Source organism: Acinetobacter sp. ABJ-A23_2 (genome assembly GCF_044538765.1).
Classification (GTDB): Bacteria; Pseudomonadota; Gammaproteobacteria; order Pseudomonadales; family Moraxellaceae; genus Acinetobacter; species Acinetobacter nosocomialis_A.
Genome location: NZ_JBIUCP010000028.1, coordinates 17370 through 34726 on the forward strand (window position 1 = coordinate 17370; position 17357 = coordinate 34726).

Sequence of the window (17357 nt, forward strand, 5' to 3'; positions counted from 1 at the left end):
TGCAAAAACATGTAAATCAAATGACAGTTATCGTAAAAGAAACTTGCATAACAACATGAAGTCTAGCGAGTCAAAATTCAAGGGTAAAATTTTAAAAAATTAAAAATATATAAAAAACCAATTGTTTTACCTTATGGTCATTAAGGCGTAAAATAGAGGATTGTTGAATTTTCAGGAAAATTTATCTGTGCTGAATGGTTTAAATATAGATCAATGGGTGATGGCGAGAGATCGTTACCGTTTAAATCGTTTACGTAAAGATAAAAAAGCCAATACTGCAGAGATTGAAAAATTATTTGAACAGTCTAATGCAAAAGTTAGACAACGTTTTGAACGCTTACCAAAAATCACATTAAATCAGGACCTTCCTGTAACCCAATATGCTGACCGTTTAATTGAAGCGATTCAAAAGCATCAGGTCATTATTGTGGCTGGTGAAACAGGTTCAGGGAAAACTACTCAGCTCCCTCAAATTGCAATGTTAGCAGGGCGTGGCTTGACTGGTATGATTGGTCACACCCAGCCACGCCGTTTAGCTGCACGTAGTGTGTCGCAGCGTATTGCAGAAGAAGTCGGCGAAAAACTTGGCGAGTCAATTGGTTTTAAAATCCGTTTTAATGAACAAGGTTCGCAAGATTCGATTGTCCGTTTAATGACCGACGGTATTTTGCTTGCCGAGTTAGGCAATGACCGCTTCTTGTCTAAATATGACACCATTATTATTGATGAGGCGCATGAGCGCTCACTCAATATCGATTTTATTATGGGCTATTTAAAGCAGTTATTGCCAAAACGCCCAGATTTAAAAGTCATCGTGACTTCGGCAACTTTAGATGTAAATCGTTTTAGTAACTACTTTAATAATGCACCAATTTTTGAAGTAGAAGGGCGTAGTTATCCGGTCGAAGTGCGTTATCGTCCAATTTCAGAAATGAATATTGGTGGTAGTGATGACGACGAGTTCGACGACTTTGAAGAAAACCTGCCGCGTGCAGTCGTACAAGCTGTAGAAGAATGCTTTGCTGATGCCGAAGAAAAAGGCCATCCAGAACATGCAGATATTCTGATTTTCTCAAGCACAGAGCAAGAAATTCGAGAATTGCAGGAAACCTTACAAAAGTACGGGCCGAGACATACCGAAATTTTACCTTTGTATGCACGCTTAGCCGTTTCTGAGCAACAAAAGATTTTTAGCCCAAGTGGAAAGGGCCGCCGTATTATTATTGCGACGAACGTTGCAGAAACTGCACTGACTGTTCCTAATATTCGCTATGTGATTGATAGCGGCTTTGCACGTATATCGCGTTATAACTACCGTTCACGCGTGCAACGCTTACCAATTGAGGCAATTTCACAAGCTGCAGCAAATCAACGTAAAGGACGTTGTGGTCGTGTTGCTCCAGGTGTTTGTATTCGTTTATATAGCGAAGAAGACTTTTTAAGTCGTCCTGAGTTTACCGAACCTGAAATTAAGCGAACCAACTTGGCATCGGTTATTCTGCAAATGCAGAGCTTAGGTTTAGGTGAGCTGGAAAACTTTGATTTCATTGAGCCGCCAGATTTCCGTCTAGTCAATGATGGTCGTAAGCTACTCATTGAGTTAGGCGCGCTGAACGAGAAGAAAAATGAACTGACCAAAGTTGGCCAAATGATGGCACGTATGCCGATTGATCCAAGACTCGCACGTATGATTGTGGGTGGTGCTCATTTTGGTGTACTCAAAGAAATTTTGGTGGTGGTCAGTGCACTTGCAGTTCAAGACGCGCGTGAACGTCCAGCAGATAAACAAATGCAAGCTGATCAAAAGCATGCACTATTCAAAGAGGCAGATTCAGATTTTCTGTTTTATTTAAAACTTTGGGAGACTTTAAATCCTAAAGGTGAAGCAGGCATGTCTGAAAACAAACGTCGCCAGTTTGCCAAGCAGCACTTCTTAAGCTGGTTACGCTTACGCGAATGGAAACAGACGCATAAACAATTGGTCGAGTTAGCTGAAGGTTTAAAACTGAGTTTTAATGAAAAACCTGCGAACTATGAAAACCTGCACCGTGCGTTGCTGACAGGTTTATTGTCTTTTATTGCCAATAAAACTGATGAACGTAATATCTTTATGGCAGTGCGTCAACAAAAGGCGAAAGTCTTTCCTGCCAGTACTTTGCACAAAACCAATACTGCTTGGGTGATGGCTTTTGAGATGGTGGAAACCTCTCAGGTTTATTTACGTACTTTAGCCAAAATTGATCCTGAATGGATTTTGCTTGCTGCACGCGACTTGTTGAAATATCACTATTTTGAGCCGCATTGGTCTAAGAAAGCTGGGATTGTAAATGCGTATGCTCAAATTTCGCTGTTTGGTTTAATTATTGAACCAAAGCGCTTAATTAATTTTGAGAAAGTTGACCAGCCTGCTGCTCATGAAATTTTCTTACGTGATGCATTAACCACAGGTAACTTAGGTACAGTTCCGCCATTTTTAAAACACAATTTACTTAAACTTGAAGAAGTTGAACGAGTTGAAGATAAATTGCGTCGCCGTGATTTGGTGGTGGATGAAGAAACGATTTATCAGTTCTATGCCTCTAAAATTCCTGAAGAAATTGCAAGTCGAAGTAGTTTTGAAGACTGGCGTGTAACGGTTGAAGCAAAAAATCCACGTTATTTATTTGTAGAAGATGATGCACTTTGGCTCAATGATCGGCCAACTACGCAGCAATTCCCAGATCATTTACACAATGGGCAGCTGCGTTTAGCAACTACATATCATTTTGACCCGAGCCATGACGAAGATGGTGCTACTGTTCAAATTCCTGTACAGGCGCTGCCCCAAGTCGATGAAAATATCTGGTCATGGGGAATTCCGGGTTGGCGACAAGATTTAATTGAGGCTTTACTCAAAGCTTTACCTAAAGACAAGCGTCGTAACGTGGTGCCAATTCCTGATACAGCTCGTAAGCTCATGCAAGGGGTTGATGCAGTACATTTACGTGAACATATTTTTAGTTATTTAGCTTTTGCCTTACGTGGCGAGCAAATTACTGAAAAAGATTTCTCGTTTGAACGTATTGATCCATATTTGGTGCCTTTCATTAAAGTGATTGATGAAAAAGGTAAGCTGATTGCGAAAGGTCGTGATTTACCTGAGTTAAAAGCACGTTGCCGGGTAGAAACACATCGTCCAGTTAAACAGCAAAAAGGTGAGTTTAAGGACTTTCCTGAAAACTTTACTTTCGAGGCTTCTCATAAAGTCACGGGCGTTGTAGTTAAACAATATCAGGCTTTAGTTCCGACCAAGGCTTTTGCTGACCTCGAAGCTAAAGATGAGTCAGGCATTGTTATTCAAACGTTTAACGATCAAGCTGAGGCGATTAAACAGCACCGCGAAGGTATTATTCGTCTGGTACATATGCAACTGGGCGACTTGGTTCGTCAGTTGAAAAAGCAGATTTCAAAACCGCTCGCGTTAGCTTATTCACCTTTGGGCGATAAAGCTAAGCTTGAGCAGATGTTGGTCTATGCAACCTTGCAAATGGCAATTACGACTTTGCCAATTAACACAGATGAATTTAATAAGCTGCTAGATCAGGTCAAAAAGCAATTTTTGAGTTATGGTCAGCAAGCACTTGAGCAATTAAGTGATATTTATATTCAGTGGCAACAAATTCGTCGTCAGCTTTTAGTACTTGATCCAGACGTATTTGGACGCAGTATTGATGATATTGAAGATCAGTTAGATTTAATGTCACTTGGCAATTTTGTTTACTGCCAACCCGTCGATCTTTGGCAGGAATATCCGCGATATTTAAAAGCGCTGCTATTGCGTTTAGATCGATTGCCAAATAATCTACAGCGAGATCATGCCGCTATTGATGATGTCGATCCATGGATGGACAAGGTATTTAAATTCAAAAACGATCCAAAAATCAAAGAATTGTATTTGATGTTGGAAGAATTCCGCATTTCTTTATTTTCTCAACCGATGAAAACCAAGATGCCTATTTCACCAACTCGACTGCAAAAGTTATGGGATCGTTTGGGAATCAGTTAAGATAGATCGGGGTCTGTTTATGTTGTTGTTTAGCCTACAACGCAATTTATAAATGAAAGATTAACAGACCCTATTCATTTTTTTAGGAGTTTTACATGGGCATTCGTATCACAGGTACTGGGTTATTTCACCCAACAGAAATCATTTCTAATGAAGAACTGGCCGACAGTTTAAATGCTTATGTGGAACAATATAACCAAGAGAATGCAGAGAAAATTGCAGCAGGTGAACTCGAAGAATTACGTGGTTCTAGTGCTGAATTTATTGAAAAAGCGTCTGGTATTAAGCGCCGTTACGTGATTGAGAAATCAGGTATTCTCGATCCAAATCGTTTGCGTCCTCGTTTGTCTGAACGTTCAAATGATGAACTTTCACTTCAAGCAGAGTGGGGTGTGATTGCTGCAAAGCAGGCAATGGAAAATGCAGGCGTAACTGCTGAAGATATCGATGTTGTGATTTTGGCATGTTCAAACATGCAGCGTGCTTATCCGGCAGTTGCAATTGAAATCCAGTCAGCACTTGGAATTCAAGGTTATGCCTACGACATGAACGTTGCATGTTCAGCTGCAACTTTTGGTTTGAAACAAGCGGCAGATGCAATTCGTTCAGGTGCTCGCCGTGTTTTATTGGTAAATGTCGAGATTACCTCTGGTCATCTAGACTACCGTAACCGTGATTGTCACTTCATTTTTGGTGATGTTGCAACGGCTTCTATTATTGAAGAAACCACTACTAAAACTGGTTTTGAAATTTTAGATATTCATTTATTTACCCAATTTTCAAACAACATTCGCAATAACTTCGGTTTCTTAAACCGTAGCGAAGATGCAGTGGTTGATGACAAGTTATTCCGTCAAGATGGCCGCAAAGTATTTAAAGATGTTTGTCCGTTGGTGGCAAAAATCATTAATGCGCAGTTGGAAAAAATGCAGTTAACTGCAAACGATATTAAGCGTTTCTGGTTACACCAAGCCAATGCCAACATGAATGAATTAATCTTGAAATATGTGGCCGGTAAAGATGCAGACTTAAGCCGTGCACCCATTATTCTAGATGAGTTTGCCAATACCTCTTCAGCAGGTGTGATTATTGCTTTACACCGTACAGGCCATGAAGTAGATAATGGCGAGTATGGCGTGATTTCATCTTTCGGTGCTGGTTATTCAGTCGGTTCGATTGTTGTACAAAAGCACGTTGCTTAAGTTGCAAAGTTAATTAAAAAACGCTCGTAAGAGCGTTTTTTTATGAGCGAAATTAATATAAAAAAGCGAATCAACATTGGCCCGCTTAAATTGAATCAAAAGTTATTAAAACTTTTTGGTGTAGTTTACAAACAGGCGATCTTCACCAAAGTCATTACCATGTTTAACGTTGTAATCAATACGAATGTATTGCAGGGCAACACCCTTTAAGAATGGCTGTTGAAACGCATAGTTTAAAATTACATTCGACTCAGTTTCATGATTTTTTTCGCCATTGGCCGCTTTAAAATCATGGCCATAGACATATTTAACCATTGCATTTAAGCCCGGAACATAATCTTTAAAGTCGTAGCCATACATAATGTGGTAAGACTTTTCGTCTTCTTTAAAGAAACCCGTTGCATTCCAGTTAATGAAATAGGTCTCTGGTAAAAAGCCATCTGGTAGAGGGTAAGCCGACTCACCGATAATCTGTTGATAACCCAAACCAAAGGTATGGTTTTTTACTTTGAGCGTTTCTAGCACCCCGATGTTTTGCGCATCAATATCAAAAGTATTGCCATCATCTTTTGCATTGAAGTACTTAAACTTAGAAGTAAGAGCGAAATTAGGTTGTTTCCAATTATGCTCAAGCCCTACATAGTGTTTGTTGTAGAGGTTTTCTAAATTACCAAAGTAATATTCGCCCTTGAGTGAGGGGGTGAATTGATAGCGCAGATCTAGGTAATTTAAACCATCAGATTCTTTAGTGATTCCATTTGCCGTGAACGAAAACTTTTTAAAGTCTTCTTCATTTCGTGGAGAGACTTTTTCAACCCGACCAATTTCTGCATAGAGCTGATCTGAAAGTTGAGACTTAAGATTGGTTCCCCAATAAGAGGCAAGTAATTGTCGGCTCGCATCCACAGCCGTTACAGGCAGGTCTAACCAGAGTTCACCAATACTTAAAAGGGTTTTGTCATAACCTAGTTTTAAAGTTGCGCCGTATTTTAAAAAGTCAGATGCTTGTGATTGAGTTTCTTTATTAAAAGGCAAAACTGTGTCCGCAACATGTTTGTCTGAACTCAAGCGCACGGCGTATTGTACAGAAGCATCGGCCCCAATCGTAATGGGCTTATCTGCAATTTGGAGAGGGGTGTCATGCATTTTCGATTTATAAAATAATGATGCTGCCTGAGACCAACTGCCCGTATCTTTGACTGCATCATTATCAAAATTACGGTTGATATAGGCATTTTTTAGCGTGAACTTCCATTCATCTTCACTTTGTTGAGTGGTGTCTGCTGCCCATATATTTGAGTTACTCAATAAGCCGAGTAATGTGGCTATTGCTAAATTACATGGTTTAAAGCGGTGTAATAATTCCATAATCCATTTCCAAAAAGATGCGCCAGTCCTCGGCGCATGTATTTTTACTGCTGGGTAAGCGTGTTTTGAGGGTTAAAAGTTGATGGTGTTTGTGCAGCAACAGAGGCTTTGAGATTGACCATAAATATTGCAAGTGCAGCAATCACACCTGGAATTGCAATCGCTAAGAAATTCATTTGGTGAGGAAGCTCAAGTGTGAGTAGGGCTCCTGTTAAAACTGGTCCGATAATCGCGCCAATACGGCCAATGCCGGATGCCCAGCCCATGCCAGTTGAACGAAGTGCTGTCGGATAGAACTGTGCAACGAAAGTGTAGAGTAAGATTTGCGAACCAATGGTGGCAGCACCAGCAATCGCAATTAGGCTATATAAAATAAATTGTGGACTATTAATCCCAAGCAGAATTAAAGCTGCCGATCCCACAATAAACATGATCGTAATAACAGGTTTTAAATGGAATCTATCTGCTAAAGCACCACCACCAATTGCACCGACCATGCCGCCAATATTGAGTGCAAACAGGAACAACATGCTTGCACCTAATGAGTAGCCCGCTTGGAGCATGAGTTTAGGTAACCAACTTCCTAAGGCATACACCATGAGTAGGCACATAAAGAAAGCAATCCAGAACATAAATGTGCTGAAGGTACGACCCTGCTGGAAAAGCGCACGGACAGGTGCATCTGTTGTGGTGCTCTCGTTTAATACCAGTTGAGTATTGGCGTTTACTTGAGTTTGAGGCGCAATTTTACTCACAATACCTTTCGCCTGTTCGCTATGGTTAGATTTCACTAAAAAGGCGAGAGACTCTGGCAAAAATTTCCAAATGAGTGGGAGTAGTAAAAGAGGAATACCCGCAATTAAAAACATGATTTGCCAGCCCATGTCTTTCACGAGCCATGCACCGAGTAGAGCAGATGTCATGCCGCCAATTGCATAGCCACTAAACATGATTGCGACCAAGGTACTGCGGATTTTTTTGGGTGCATATTCGGTCATAAGCGCCACAACGTTTGGCATAACGCCACCAATCCCAAGACCTGCAATAAAGCGCAAAATAGCAAACTCAGTTGGTCCTTTGGCAAAGGCACCTATAAAGGTAAATCCACTAAATAAGGTGACACAAATCAGGATGGTTTTTTTACGTCCCAGTTTGTCTGAAAGTGTGCCGAAAATCATGGCACCGAACATCATCCCGAATAGAGCAGCACTGGCGAGTAAACCAGCTTCTACCGCAGTTAATGACCATTGCTGCATTAACAGAGGAAGAGCAACCCCATAAATAACTAAATCATATCCATCAAAAATAATAATAAGTAAGCACCAGATTAAAACTTTCCAATGAAAAGATGTAAAACTGGCTTTATCAATTAACTCATTAATATTAACCTTGCTCGTATCCATTTTCTTCACCTCCAATTTGTGAAGCATCGCGTTATTTTTTAATAAACTATTTTGTTATTGGATTAGAGTCAAAAACCTAATTGATATATCTTTATGTCTTTAAGGTATTGTGCTTTTATTGATTTAAATATCTGAAAAATATGTATTTATTTTTTTTGATTTAGCTGACTTTATTGGGTCTTTAAAATAGGGTTAAATATTGTATGGTGAGAATTTTAAGGATTTTATAGATGCTTTTTTATAGATTTTGTTGATAATAATCACAGCTAAAAATATTGCTAAATTTATATTAAAAATTGAGGTGAAAATATAAAAACAAAATACTAAAGTCTATTATTTAATTATTTTAGAGATTCATCTTAAAAATTAAATTTAATCTATATTTAATAAAAATCGCCAAATCAGAATTAGCAAATTATTTGCATCCTGATTTGGCGATTGAGGTTTGATTTTAGTGGGGGCCACTTAGATAAAAAACTTAATGTGTGGTTGGCGTTGAGCGTGGTGTGAGAATGAAATGGGCAATTACACCAATGCAAATACCCCAAAAAACTGAGCTTAATCCTAGAAAATGCATGCCTGATGCTGTGGCTAAAAAGGTAATAAGCGCAGCATCACGTTGATTGTCATTTTTCATGGCAACAGAAATATTGGTCGCAATCGCTCCAAGCAAGGCTAAACCAGCCAGTGCTGCAACCAACTCTTTAGGAAGTAAACTAAATAGCATGACAATACTGCCAGCAAATAAGCCTCCTAAAATATAAAAAATTCCGTTGGCGATTCCTGCGATGTAACGTTTTTCTTTAAGTTCATGTGCATCTTTACCCATACATAAAGCTGCGGTAATTGAGGCAAGTACAATGGTAATACCGCCGACACAGGCAACAGCTAAAGAGGCAATACTAGTGACAGTAATAATGGGTTTGGCTGGGGTGTCGTAACCGCTGAGTTTCATTATCGCCATACCCGGTAAAAATTGGCCGGTTAGGCTGACTAAAATGAGAGGAACGGCGAGATTCAGTGTTGAGTTCCATGTCCATTCTGGGCTAATCCACTGCGGAATAGCTAAACTAAAACTCACATCAACCGGATTCATTTTGCCTAAAAAGAGGCTCAATAAAACTCCGGCAGCTAACACCCAAATCATGGTGTAGCGCGGCATTAAACGTTTGGCAATTAAAAAGACAATAAGCATGCTAAAAACAATAAAAGGCATGCTATCAGACGCGGTAAACAGACCAATACCAAATTGAAAAAGAATACCTGCCATCATGCCCGCAGCAACATCTTGGGGAATCCACTTCAGTAACTTGTCGAAGTAACCTGTAATACCAATTAAAAAAATAACGATAGCGGAAGTAATATAGGCGGCTACTGCTTCATTCAACGAGACATTGGGAAATAGGGTAACTAACAGGGCAGTACCCGGTGCAGACCATGCAGTTATGACAGGCGTTTTATATTTAATCGAAAGATAAATACCTGAAACGGCGGCACCAATTGAAATTCCCCAAATCCATGACACCATCATGTCGGTAGACACATGAGCACGCTGAGCAGCTTGGAAAAAAATAATCAGTGGGCCTGAGTAAGAAATTAAAACCGCAAGAAAGCCAGCAACTGTTGCTGATATGGACCAGTCATTTTTTAATGTCTTTAACAGGGTTGCCATGTGTGATTGCCTCCATGCAAATCATGTTATTTACCCAATCATGCAAAAAGATCAGGGTTAACCCTGATCTCCACCTCCGACCGAAATAACCGAGCCAGTCATATATGATGCTTCGTCTGATGCAAGAAATAAAATTGTATTCACTTGTTCTTGAATTGTGCCATAACGACCCATAAATGTTCGATCTATTGTTTGATCAACTACTTGCTGCATCCAGTCTTTTTCATTTTGACTTAATGGGTTGGCGTTTCGCGGTACTTTGCGAGGTGGTGCTTCGGTTCCACCCGTCGCAACAGCATTGACTCGAATTCCATCTTTAGCATGTTCAAAAGCAAGCGATGCCGTTAAAGCATTTACTCCACCTTTAGATGCCGAGTAGGGAATACGATTAATACCACGGGTTGCAATTGAAGACACATTTACAATAACACCCGATTGTTGCTTAATCATGGCGGGTAGCACAGCGCGGCAGCACCATAAAGTTGGAAACAATGAGCGATTTACTTCCTTAATGATCTCTTCTTCGGAAAACTCTTCAAAAGGTTTCATCCAGATCGCGCCACCTACATTATTAATCAGGATATCTACCCGACCATAGTGTTCAATGGCTTTTGCAACTACCGCTTGCGCACCTGCATAGGTTTCAAGGTCAGCATTAATCGTGACAGCATCGCCACCTGCACTCTGAATTTCTTTGAGAACGTCTTCAACATATTCAGAGCGATCAGCCATGATGACTTGGCCGCCTTCAGCTGCGACTTGCAGTGCCACACCACGGCCAATACCTTGGGCACTACCCGTAACAATCACAACTTTATCGGTAAATCTTTGATGGTTTGACATAGATAATTTCTCCACCTGTTAATTCGCAGAGAATTTTTCAAACAAGAAATTAGCAGGTTTGATATTTTCAGTTTCTAACCAGCCGCGTACAGCTTCTACCATTGGAACAGGTCCACATAGATAAACATCGACGTCGCCACCGTTTAACCAGTCACTTTCAATATGACTGGTGACATAGCCTTTGCGTTCATGGTTACTCTCAGGGCTTGCAACTACAGTTCGATATTCGAACCATGGAAATTTCGCCTGCAACTCATTCAGTTTTTCTAGAGCAACCAAATCAAAGTCATTGGTTACGCCAAAGACTAAGCGAACAGGTTGTTCTGATCCTTTTTCTTCAAGCACTTGTAACATCGACATAAATGGGGCAATGCCAGTACCGCCTGCTAGCATAAGCACAGGACGCGCTACATTACGCAAATAGAAGCTACCGAATGGACCGGTAAATGTCATTTTGTCACCAGCTTGAGCATTTTTGCTTAAGAATTCACTCATCTTGCCATTCGGTACGTTACGGACCACAAAGCCAGTTAAACGGTTACCCGGTTTTGAGCTAAATGAATATGAACGTGTTTCGCCAGTTCCAGGAATTGCAACGTTGACGTATTGACCTGCAAGGAAATGAATATCCGGTTGGCCATCATCAAGTTGAATGTCAAAAGTGATGGTTGAATCTGATAAGTTTTCAACGCGGGCTAAGGTGCCTTGGAAGCTATGAATTTCTGTTTTACAAACATCTGACGATGCTTGAATCTGGAATACGGCGTCTGAAGTTGGTCGACATTGGCAAGCAAGAATATAACCTTGCTCAGCTTCTTCAGGGGTTAATGCATCTTCAATATAGGTTTCTTCTGGCATGTCATAACTACCAGACTCGCAAAATGCGCGGCAAGTTCCACATGCACCATCACGGCAATCCAAAGGAATATTAATTTTTTGGCGATAGGCTGCGTCAGATAGGGTTTCACCTTGAGCTACGTTAATGAAACGTGTAACACCATCTTCAAATTGAAGTGCGATATTGTGGTTTGACATGGCATGTATCCTACAAAATATTTGAAACTTTTACCCTCAGTCAACAGTCCGTTTAACTGAGGGGGGATGTCTTAAAGGTGGTAAATATCAATCACTTGATTGATGTAGTCATTTTTCAAAACGACATACTTGCTCAAGATTTTTGGTTGATCACCTGAAAAATCGATCACATAACGTGACATACCGAAATAGCTGTAATTTGTCTTGTAACGGAAACTCAAGGTATTCCAGTTAAAGCGAACAGTGACTTTGTCGCCGTCGCGATCGAGAACTTCAACGTTGGCAATATTGTGGCTTGTGCGTGTGTCCGGCATGGTTGCTGATGAGCGCTCGGTTTTAATACGGAACACACGATCTTCTAAACCTTGACGGTCTGGATAATAAATAAGTGAAATTTCAGATTGCGGGTCTTCAGTTAATTTATCGTCGTCATCCCAAGCTGGCATCCAGAAAGAAGCTTCCGGTGCATAGCATTCAAGCCAGTCATCCCATTGTTCATCATCTAAAAAACGAGCTTCACGATAGAGAAACTGAGCAATATTTTCTAAAGTTGCTTTGTCTTGAGCACTCATGCTGTTTCTCCCTGATCAGCAATTTCTTTCTCTGATGCAATCGCGTGTTTCATGGTTTGTAACCAATATTGATGTTGGGCAAGATAAAGCCCTTCATCTTCAGTTTTGATCCCACTTAACATGGGTTTTAAACCGATTTCGTTCGCTGCATCGTCTGGTCCATAAATCCAGTGTTTTGAACCGCGGCACATGTCATTCCATTCAAGTGCAATACCTGCATAGCCTGCCTGACAAGCACGGAATTCTTCTAAATCGTCTGGTGTTGCCATACCTGATGCATTAAAGAAATCTTCATATTGGCGGATACGACGTGCACGAGCTTCAGGTGCTTCGCCCTTAGGTGCGATACAGTAAATGGTGACTTCAGTTCGATTAACCGAAAGTGGGCGAAGTACACGAATTTGCGAACCAAACTGATCCATCAAATAAACATTTGGATAGAGACAAAGATTACGTGAGCGCTCAATCATCCATTTCGACATCGCTTCACCGTATTTTTCGGTGTATTCATCTGCTTTCGGGAAGTTTGGACGGTCTTCTGGGTTTGCCCACTGTGTCCAAAGCAACATGTGGCCATTTTCAAAGCCATACGAGCCACCGCCTTGTTTACCCCACGAACCTGCACTCATCGCACGAATGTTATCAGCAGCTTGAGTTTCTTTACGGTGTTGAGTTGTTGCCGCATAGTTCCAGTGAACAGCAGAAACATGATAACCATCGGCACCATTTTCAGCGGTGAGTTTCCAGTTACCTTCATAAGTATAGGTAGATGAACCACGTAAAACTTCTAAACCATGTTCAGACTGGTCAACAATCATGTCGATGATTTTGGTGGTTTCTCCCAAGAATTCTTCAAGTGAAGGAACATCGGGATTTAAGCTACCAAATAAGAAACCTTTGTAACTCTCAAAACGAGCCACTTTTTTAAGGTCGTGTGAGCCATCTTGGTTAAAACAGTCAGAATAGCCTGCTTCACTTGGATCTTTAACCTTGAGCAATTTACCTGAGTTGTTAAAAGTCCAGCCGTGGAAAGGGCAAGTATACGTTGCTTTATTACCACGCTTGTAACGGCAAAGTTGTGCTCCGCGGTGTGAACACGCATTGATCATGGCATTGAGTTCGCCGTTACGGTTGCGGGCAATAATGACTGGCTGACGACCAATGTAAGTGGTGTAGTAGTCATTATTGTTTGGAATTTGGCTTTCGTGCGCTAAGTAAACCCAATTGCCTTCGAAGATATATTTCATTTCGAGGTCAAATAGGGCTTCGTCAGTAAACACTGAGCGATGAAGTTTAAATTCACCTGTATCGATATTATCGACAAGTAATTCATCAATACGGTCAAGATGGCTAGTATTGATTACAGGAATACGTGGCATGTCCGTTCTCCGACTTTCCAAAAGTGTGGAAGTCACCAAGGCCTTAGCTACGGTCTAAAAGGTCTTGATATCCTAATATTGTCAATGAAGCGCATGAGTGCGCTGGGTGTTTAACCGTGAATTGATGAAGATGAATAACTGGAAGATTGGCAAGAAGGCTTGTTCACAAAGCAATTCATCACTTCATCGGTTTGTTGCTTGTATATACCTTAAAAGAATGGTTAAACTGTGTCTAAGACTGAATTTGCATTTTTTTATATCTTAAAGGTATGGAAGCCTTATGGAACTAAGACATTTACGGTATTTTGTGGCGGTTGTTGAAGAGCAGAGCTTTACAAAGGCAGCCGAAAAACTATTTATTGCTCAACCACCTTTGAGTCGACAGATTCAAAATCTGGAAAGCGAGCTTGGCATTCAACTGTTTGAGCGAGGAAGCCGTCCTTTACAAACCACACAAGCAGGGCATTTCTTTTACCAGCACGCCGTTAAACTTTTGTCGAATGCTGAAGAAATAAAAAGTATGACCAAGCGTATTGGTCTCATCGAAAGAAGTATGACCATTGGTTTTGTTGGGTCTTTACTCTATGGTTTGCTACCTCGAATCATTTATTTATTTCGCCAACAACAACCTCATTTGAATATTCAGCTCATGGAGTTAAGTACAACCGAACAGTTACAGGCATTAAAAGAAGGACGTATTGATGTCGGTTTCGGACGTTTAAGAATTAGTGATCCTGCTGTGAGACGTATTTTGCTACGTAAAGAACGCTTGGTGGTTGCTGCGCATACGAGTCATCCTATTGCACAGCGTACGGAAGGGGTATATCTAGCTGACTTGATTGATGAAAAGATGTTTATGTATCCCACTTCGCCAAAGCCTAATTTTTCAACTCAGCTTTTGAATATTTTTGCCGAACATAGTTTGGTTCCGAAAAATATGCATGAGATACGAGAAATTCAACTGGCTTTGGGCTTAGTGGCAGCGGGAGAAGGCATCTGTATTATTCCGGCAAGTGCCGATACCATTCGATTTCCACACTTAAACTATATTCCGATTTTAGATAACGGCGCGGTCAGCCCAATTTTTATTACAGCACGGGCAATGGACCGAAGTGAAGATTTACAGTCACTATTTGATTGTATTTATCAGGTTTATGATCTTGAAGGTATTCCATATAAACGCACCGTTTTCACGCTCGATCAGAATCCGATCGATGATTCAAACGGTATCGATTTTTAAATAAGAGAAGTGCATAGCCTCAAAAGTTGAAGCTATGCGTTGATGTGTTTTAGAAAGCCCAAATCAGTTTTAGCCAGCTGGTATGGCCTTCGGGACGATATTCGACTTCGGTTTCTTTTAGAAATTTGGCTTCAATAGACCAGTTCTTATCGGCATATTGAATGCCTGGACCAATTGCAAAAGCCTGTCCTTTAAACCCAATGTCACTTCCGTTTACTTTGTCATCTGTGGTTTGTTTAAAGGCATAGCCTTCAACTGCAACTTTAATTTTTGGGTTAATGCGATAACCCAAGCTATAGTCACCCGCAATGTATTGTCCAGACTGGTAGTCAGTCGCATCGTTACGCGTATTCCAGCTATAAGACAGTTTAGTAGATAGATCTAAACCTGCCGCGTTGGCATAACTATAGGCAAGAATAGGTCGAATGGTGTGATAGTTTTTCCCGAGATTAGCTTCAACTGGATGTGTCGTACTTGGAGTGTCATATTCACCTGTTGCCAGCACAGTTTCTAGTGCTGCAATCCAGTGATGATTTCCTTGATGCCAGCCGAGCATGCCACCCAAAATCAAGTCTCCGAGACCTTGGTTTGAGTCAGCCATTCCATTTACTTTGAGTCTTAGATCAACCAATGGCTGGGCTGCATAAAACCCGAGTTGTCCATTCATAATTTTTTGATCGGTCATCCAGACCAACCGCGGAACCACGGCGTTGACATCAACATGGAACTGATCGGGACCATTTTGAAACTCTGATGCGTGATAATTTTGATAATAACTGAGTAGATAGACCCCAGCAGGTGGTAAGGCACCCGCCATCATACCTTCGGCACCTAAGGCAAAAGAGTCCGAGCCGTTTTCTGTCGCAAATGCAGAAGGAAGGTAAAGGGCGCTGATTACACCACATATGATTGCAGCAATTTTGTTATTCATAGAATGTCCTATTCTGTGTTGTTTGGCTTGTCACTAAAAACGTTATTCCTTAACGGTCTTTAAAAGTTTGCGTCTGTTTAACCTGTAAATTTGGAATGCAGAACTCCTATGAGCCTTGTATTTTCTTTCGCTAAAGTGCCAATACAAAGCTCATTTGAAAAAGTGGATGGTTTAATGGTTTGTCTTTAAATATGTTTGAATAAGGCCGAACGCGATTGTCCAGCAGCGCCATCTGCTGCACTTAAGAACCGTTCAGTGTGAATGTCCCGTTCGAATAAGCGGCTTTGCATGAGTGTTGAAATTGCCGAGTCGATCATGATGGGTGGACCACACAAATATGCTTTGTGTCCACCACATCGATTTTCAAAGTAATCGGCAACAGCCTCGTGCACAAATCCGGTAAATCCAGTCCATTGGTCTTCTGGTTTTGGTGCATTCAGGGCAGGGATATAGCGGAAGTTCGGATAGTCTTTTACGAGCTGTTCAAACAATTCTCGGTTGTATAGCTCTGCCAAGTCTCGTGCTCCTTGGAAGAGGTAAATCGTGCGACTATCTCCAGAATCAAGCAAATCTAAAATCATCGATTGTGGACTTGAAAGACCTGAACCACCCGCAATGAAAATGGCATTTTGATCATCTGACTTGCGTACGAAAAATTGACCATAAGGGCCTGAAATATCAAGCTGATCGCCCGTGGCAAGTTGTTCATGCACATAAGTGGTCGCTGCACCGCTTTCAACTTTACGAATATGCAGCTCAACAATGCCCACTTCACTTGGTGAATTGGCAATTGAAAACGCTCGAGTTCCTTCAATGTTTGGGAACTGGACATTGATATATTGACCAGCTTGGAACTCAATTGGACGATCTAGTTGTAGTCGGATTCCTTTAATGGTCGGCGACAGGTCTTTTATTTCAATGACGGTCGCTTGATAGTCTTGAACCAAATGACCTAAGAAATCTGGGTCTTCATCGACATCGGCTTCAATGACCATGTCGGATTGTGGTTTGCAGCAGCAGGCAAGCACCTTATTTTCATCACGTTCAATATCCATGAGCGCAAATGGCGAGGCTTCACCGACATCATAAAAACCGTCGGTGACTTGAACCTTGCATGTCCCGCAAGTGCCATGACCACAGGCAAAGGGTAACCAAACGCCTTGACGTAAAGCGGCGTCTAAAATGGTTTGATCTTCTTCTACTTCAATCGTTGTCCCGATCGGTTCAATGGTGACTTGATAACTCATGACACACCTCCGAATTAAACGTAGCTATCGTTATAGCCATTTAATTCTGGCGTAACGAAACGAAGTAATGATTTGTGACCAAAACCGAGCTCTGCCAAGCTTTGAGTACTCTCTGGATTGATTGTTTGATCATCTAAGATGTATTGCACTTTTGACCAATCAATTTTGGCAAAATCTGGATGTTGGGCAAAACCACCTGTAATTTGTTGCTCAATCAAATGTCCAAAAGTCTGTTGAGGTGAGGCAAGCATGGCATGTGCCGAGCAAAAAAGTGTGTGATGATCCCAACCCACGTAAAGTAAGAATTGATCGCCATAATTTTTTTGCAGATCAAGTGGTTCAAATTGATAGTTGTTGTGTATCGCGCGAACAGTCATGTTCAATCTCCTTATTTCCGATCAGGCAGCTTGATGACTGCCT

The 17357-nt window shown here is 41.1% G+C and carries 13 protein-coding genes and 1 pseudogene; 4 read left to right on the forward strand and 10 right to left on the reverse strand.

Annotation, left to right across the window (positions count from 1 at the left end):
* Window positions 1–187: 187 nt before the first annotated feature.
* Both hrpA and ACH63V_RS10930 read left to right on the forward strand, forming a co-directional pair.
* Window positions 188–4045, forward strand: coding sequence for an ATP-dependent RNA helicase HrpA (gene hrpA, locus ACH63V_RS10925; RefSeq protein WP_396463514.1), 3858 nt, complete (start codon window positions 188–190; stop codon window positions 4043–4045).
* A 95-nt stretch (window positions 4046–4140) separates the two neighbouring features.
* Entirely contained in the window at window positions 4141–5247 is a 1107-nt protein-coding gene (locus tag ACH63V_RS10930; protein ID WP_204084642.1) for a beta-ketoacyl-ACP synthase III, read from the forward strand.
* A 105-nt stretch (window positions 5248–5352) separates the two neighbouring features.
* Here the strand turns inward: ACH63V_RS10930 and ACH63V_RS10935 are convergent, their stop codons facing one another.
* The 7 genes from ACH63V_RS10935 to benA form a co-directional block, all read right to left on the reverse strand.
* Window positions 5353–6615 carry an OprD family outer membrane porin gene (locus ACH63V_RS10935; RefSeq protein ID WP_396463515.1) on the reverse strand — a complete coding sequence of 421 codons (1263 nt, stop codon included), beginning with the start codon at window positions 6613–6615 and terminating at the stop codon, window positions 5353–5355.
* A gap of 44 nt (window positions 6616–6659) precedes the next feature.
* Entirely contained in the window at window positions 6660–8018 is a 1359-nt protein-coding gene (locus ACH63V_RS10940) for an aromatic acid/H+ symport family MFS transporter (protein WP_206216259.1), read from the reverse strand.
* A gap of 478 nt (window positions 8019–8496) precedes the next feature.
* The gene (gene benE, locus ACH63V_RS10945) at window positions 8497–9690 is read right to left on the reverse strand and encodes a benzoate/H(+) symporter BenE (protein ID WP_396463516.1); all 1194 of its coding nucleotides are present in this window, start codon (window positions 9688–9690) and stop codon (window positions 8497–8499) included.
* Window positions 9691–9747: 57 nt separating this feature from the next.
* Window positions 9748–10533 (reverse strand): 1,6-dihydroxycyclohexa-2,4-diene-1-carboxylate dehydrogenase, encoded by a 786-nt coding sequence (locus ACH63V_RS10950; protein ID WP_396463517.1) that lies wholly within the window; start codon window positions 10531–10533, stop codon window positions 9748–9750.
* 18 nt (window positions 10534–10551) lie between these two features.
* Window positions 10552–11568 (reverse strand): benzoate 1,2-dioxygenase electron transfer component BenC, encoded by a 1017-nt coding sequence (gene benC, locus ACH63V_RS10955; protein ID WP_396463518.1) that lies wholly within the window; start codon window positions 11566–11568, stop codon window positions 10552–10554.
* Window positions 11569–11639: 71 nt separating this feature from the next.
* Window positions 11640–12140, reverse strand: a complete 501-nt coding sequence (benB, locus tag ACH63V_RS10960) for a benzoate 1,2-dioxygenase small subunit (protein ID WP_057069834.1) — start codon at window positions 12138–12140, stop codon at window positions 11640–11642.
* On the reverse strand, window positions 12137–13519 hold the full coding sequence (gene benA / locus ACH63V_RS10965) for a benzoate 1,2-dioxygenase large subunit (protein ID WP_068563719.1): 1383 nt from the start codon (window positions 13517–13519) through the stop codon (window positions 12137–12139). The genes benB and benA overlap by 4 nt, the downstream gene beginning before the upstream one ends.
* Before the next feature lie 106 nt (window positions 13520–13625).
* On the opposite strand from benA, the pseudogene ACH63V_RS10970 reads away from it, so the two are divergent.
* Both ACH63V_RS10970 and ACH63V_RS10975 read left to right on the forward strand, forming a co-directional pair.
* Window positions 13626–13755 (forward strand): annotated as a pseudogene (locus tag ACH63V_RS10970) (hypothetical protein).
* 44 nt (window positions 13756–13799) lie between these two features.
* Window positions 13800–14759 (forward strand): LysR family transcriptional regulator, encoded by a 960-nt coding sequence (locus ACH63V_RS10975; protein ID WP_046812975.1) that lies wholly within the window; start codon window positions 13800–13802, stop codon window positions 14757–14759.
* A 49-nt stretch (window positions 14760–14808) separates the two neighbouring features.
* On the opposite strand, the gene ACH63V_RS10980 is transcribed toward ACH63V_RS10975, so the two are convergent.
* From ACH63V_RS10980 to ACH63V_RS10990, 3 genes are all read right to left on the reverse strand, one after another.
* On the reverse strand, window positions 14809–15690 hold the full coding sequence (locus ACH63V_RS10980; protein ID WP_396463519.1) for a transporter: 882 nt from the start codon (window positions 15688–15690) through the stop codon (window positions 14809–14811).
* 185 nt (window positions 15691–15875) lie between these two features.
* A complete protein-coding gene (locus ACH63V_RS10985; protein WP_396463520.1) occupies window positions 15876–16937 on the reverse strand; it encodes an NADH:ubiquinone reductase (Na(+)-transporting) subunit F in 1062 nt (353 codons plus the stop codon).
* A gap of 14 nt (window positions 16938–16951) precedes the next feature.
* Window positions 16952–17314 (reverse strand): phenol hydroxylase subunit P4, encoded by a 363-nt coding sequence (locus ACH63V_RS10990; protein WP_396463521.1) that lies wholly within the window; start codon window positions 17312–17314, stop codon window positions 16952–16954.
* Window positions 17315–17357 lie beyond the last annotated feature (43 nt).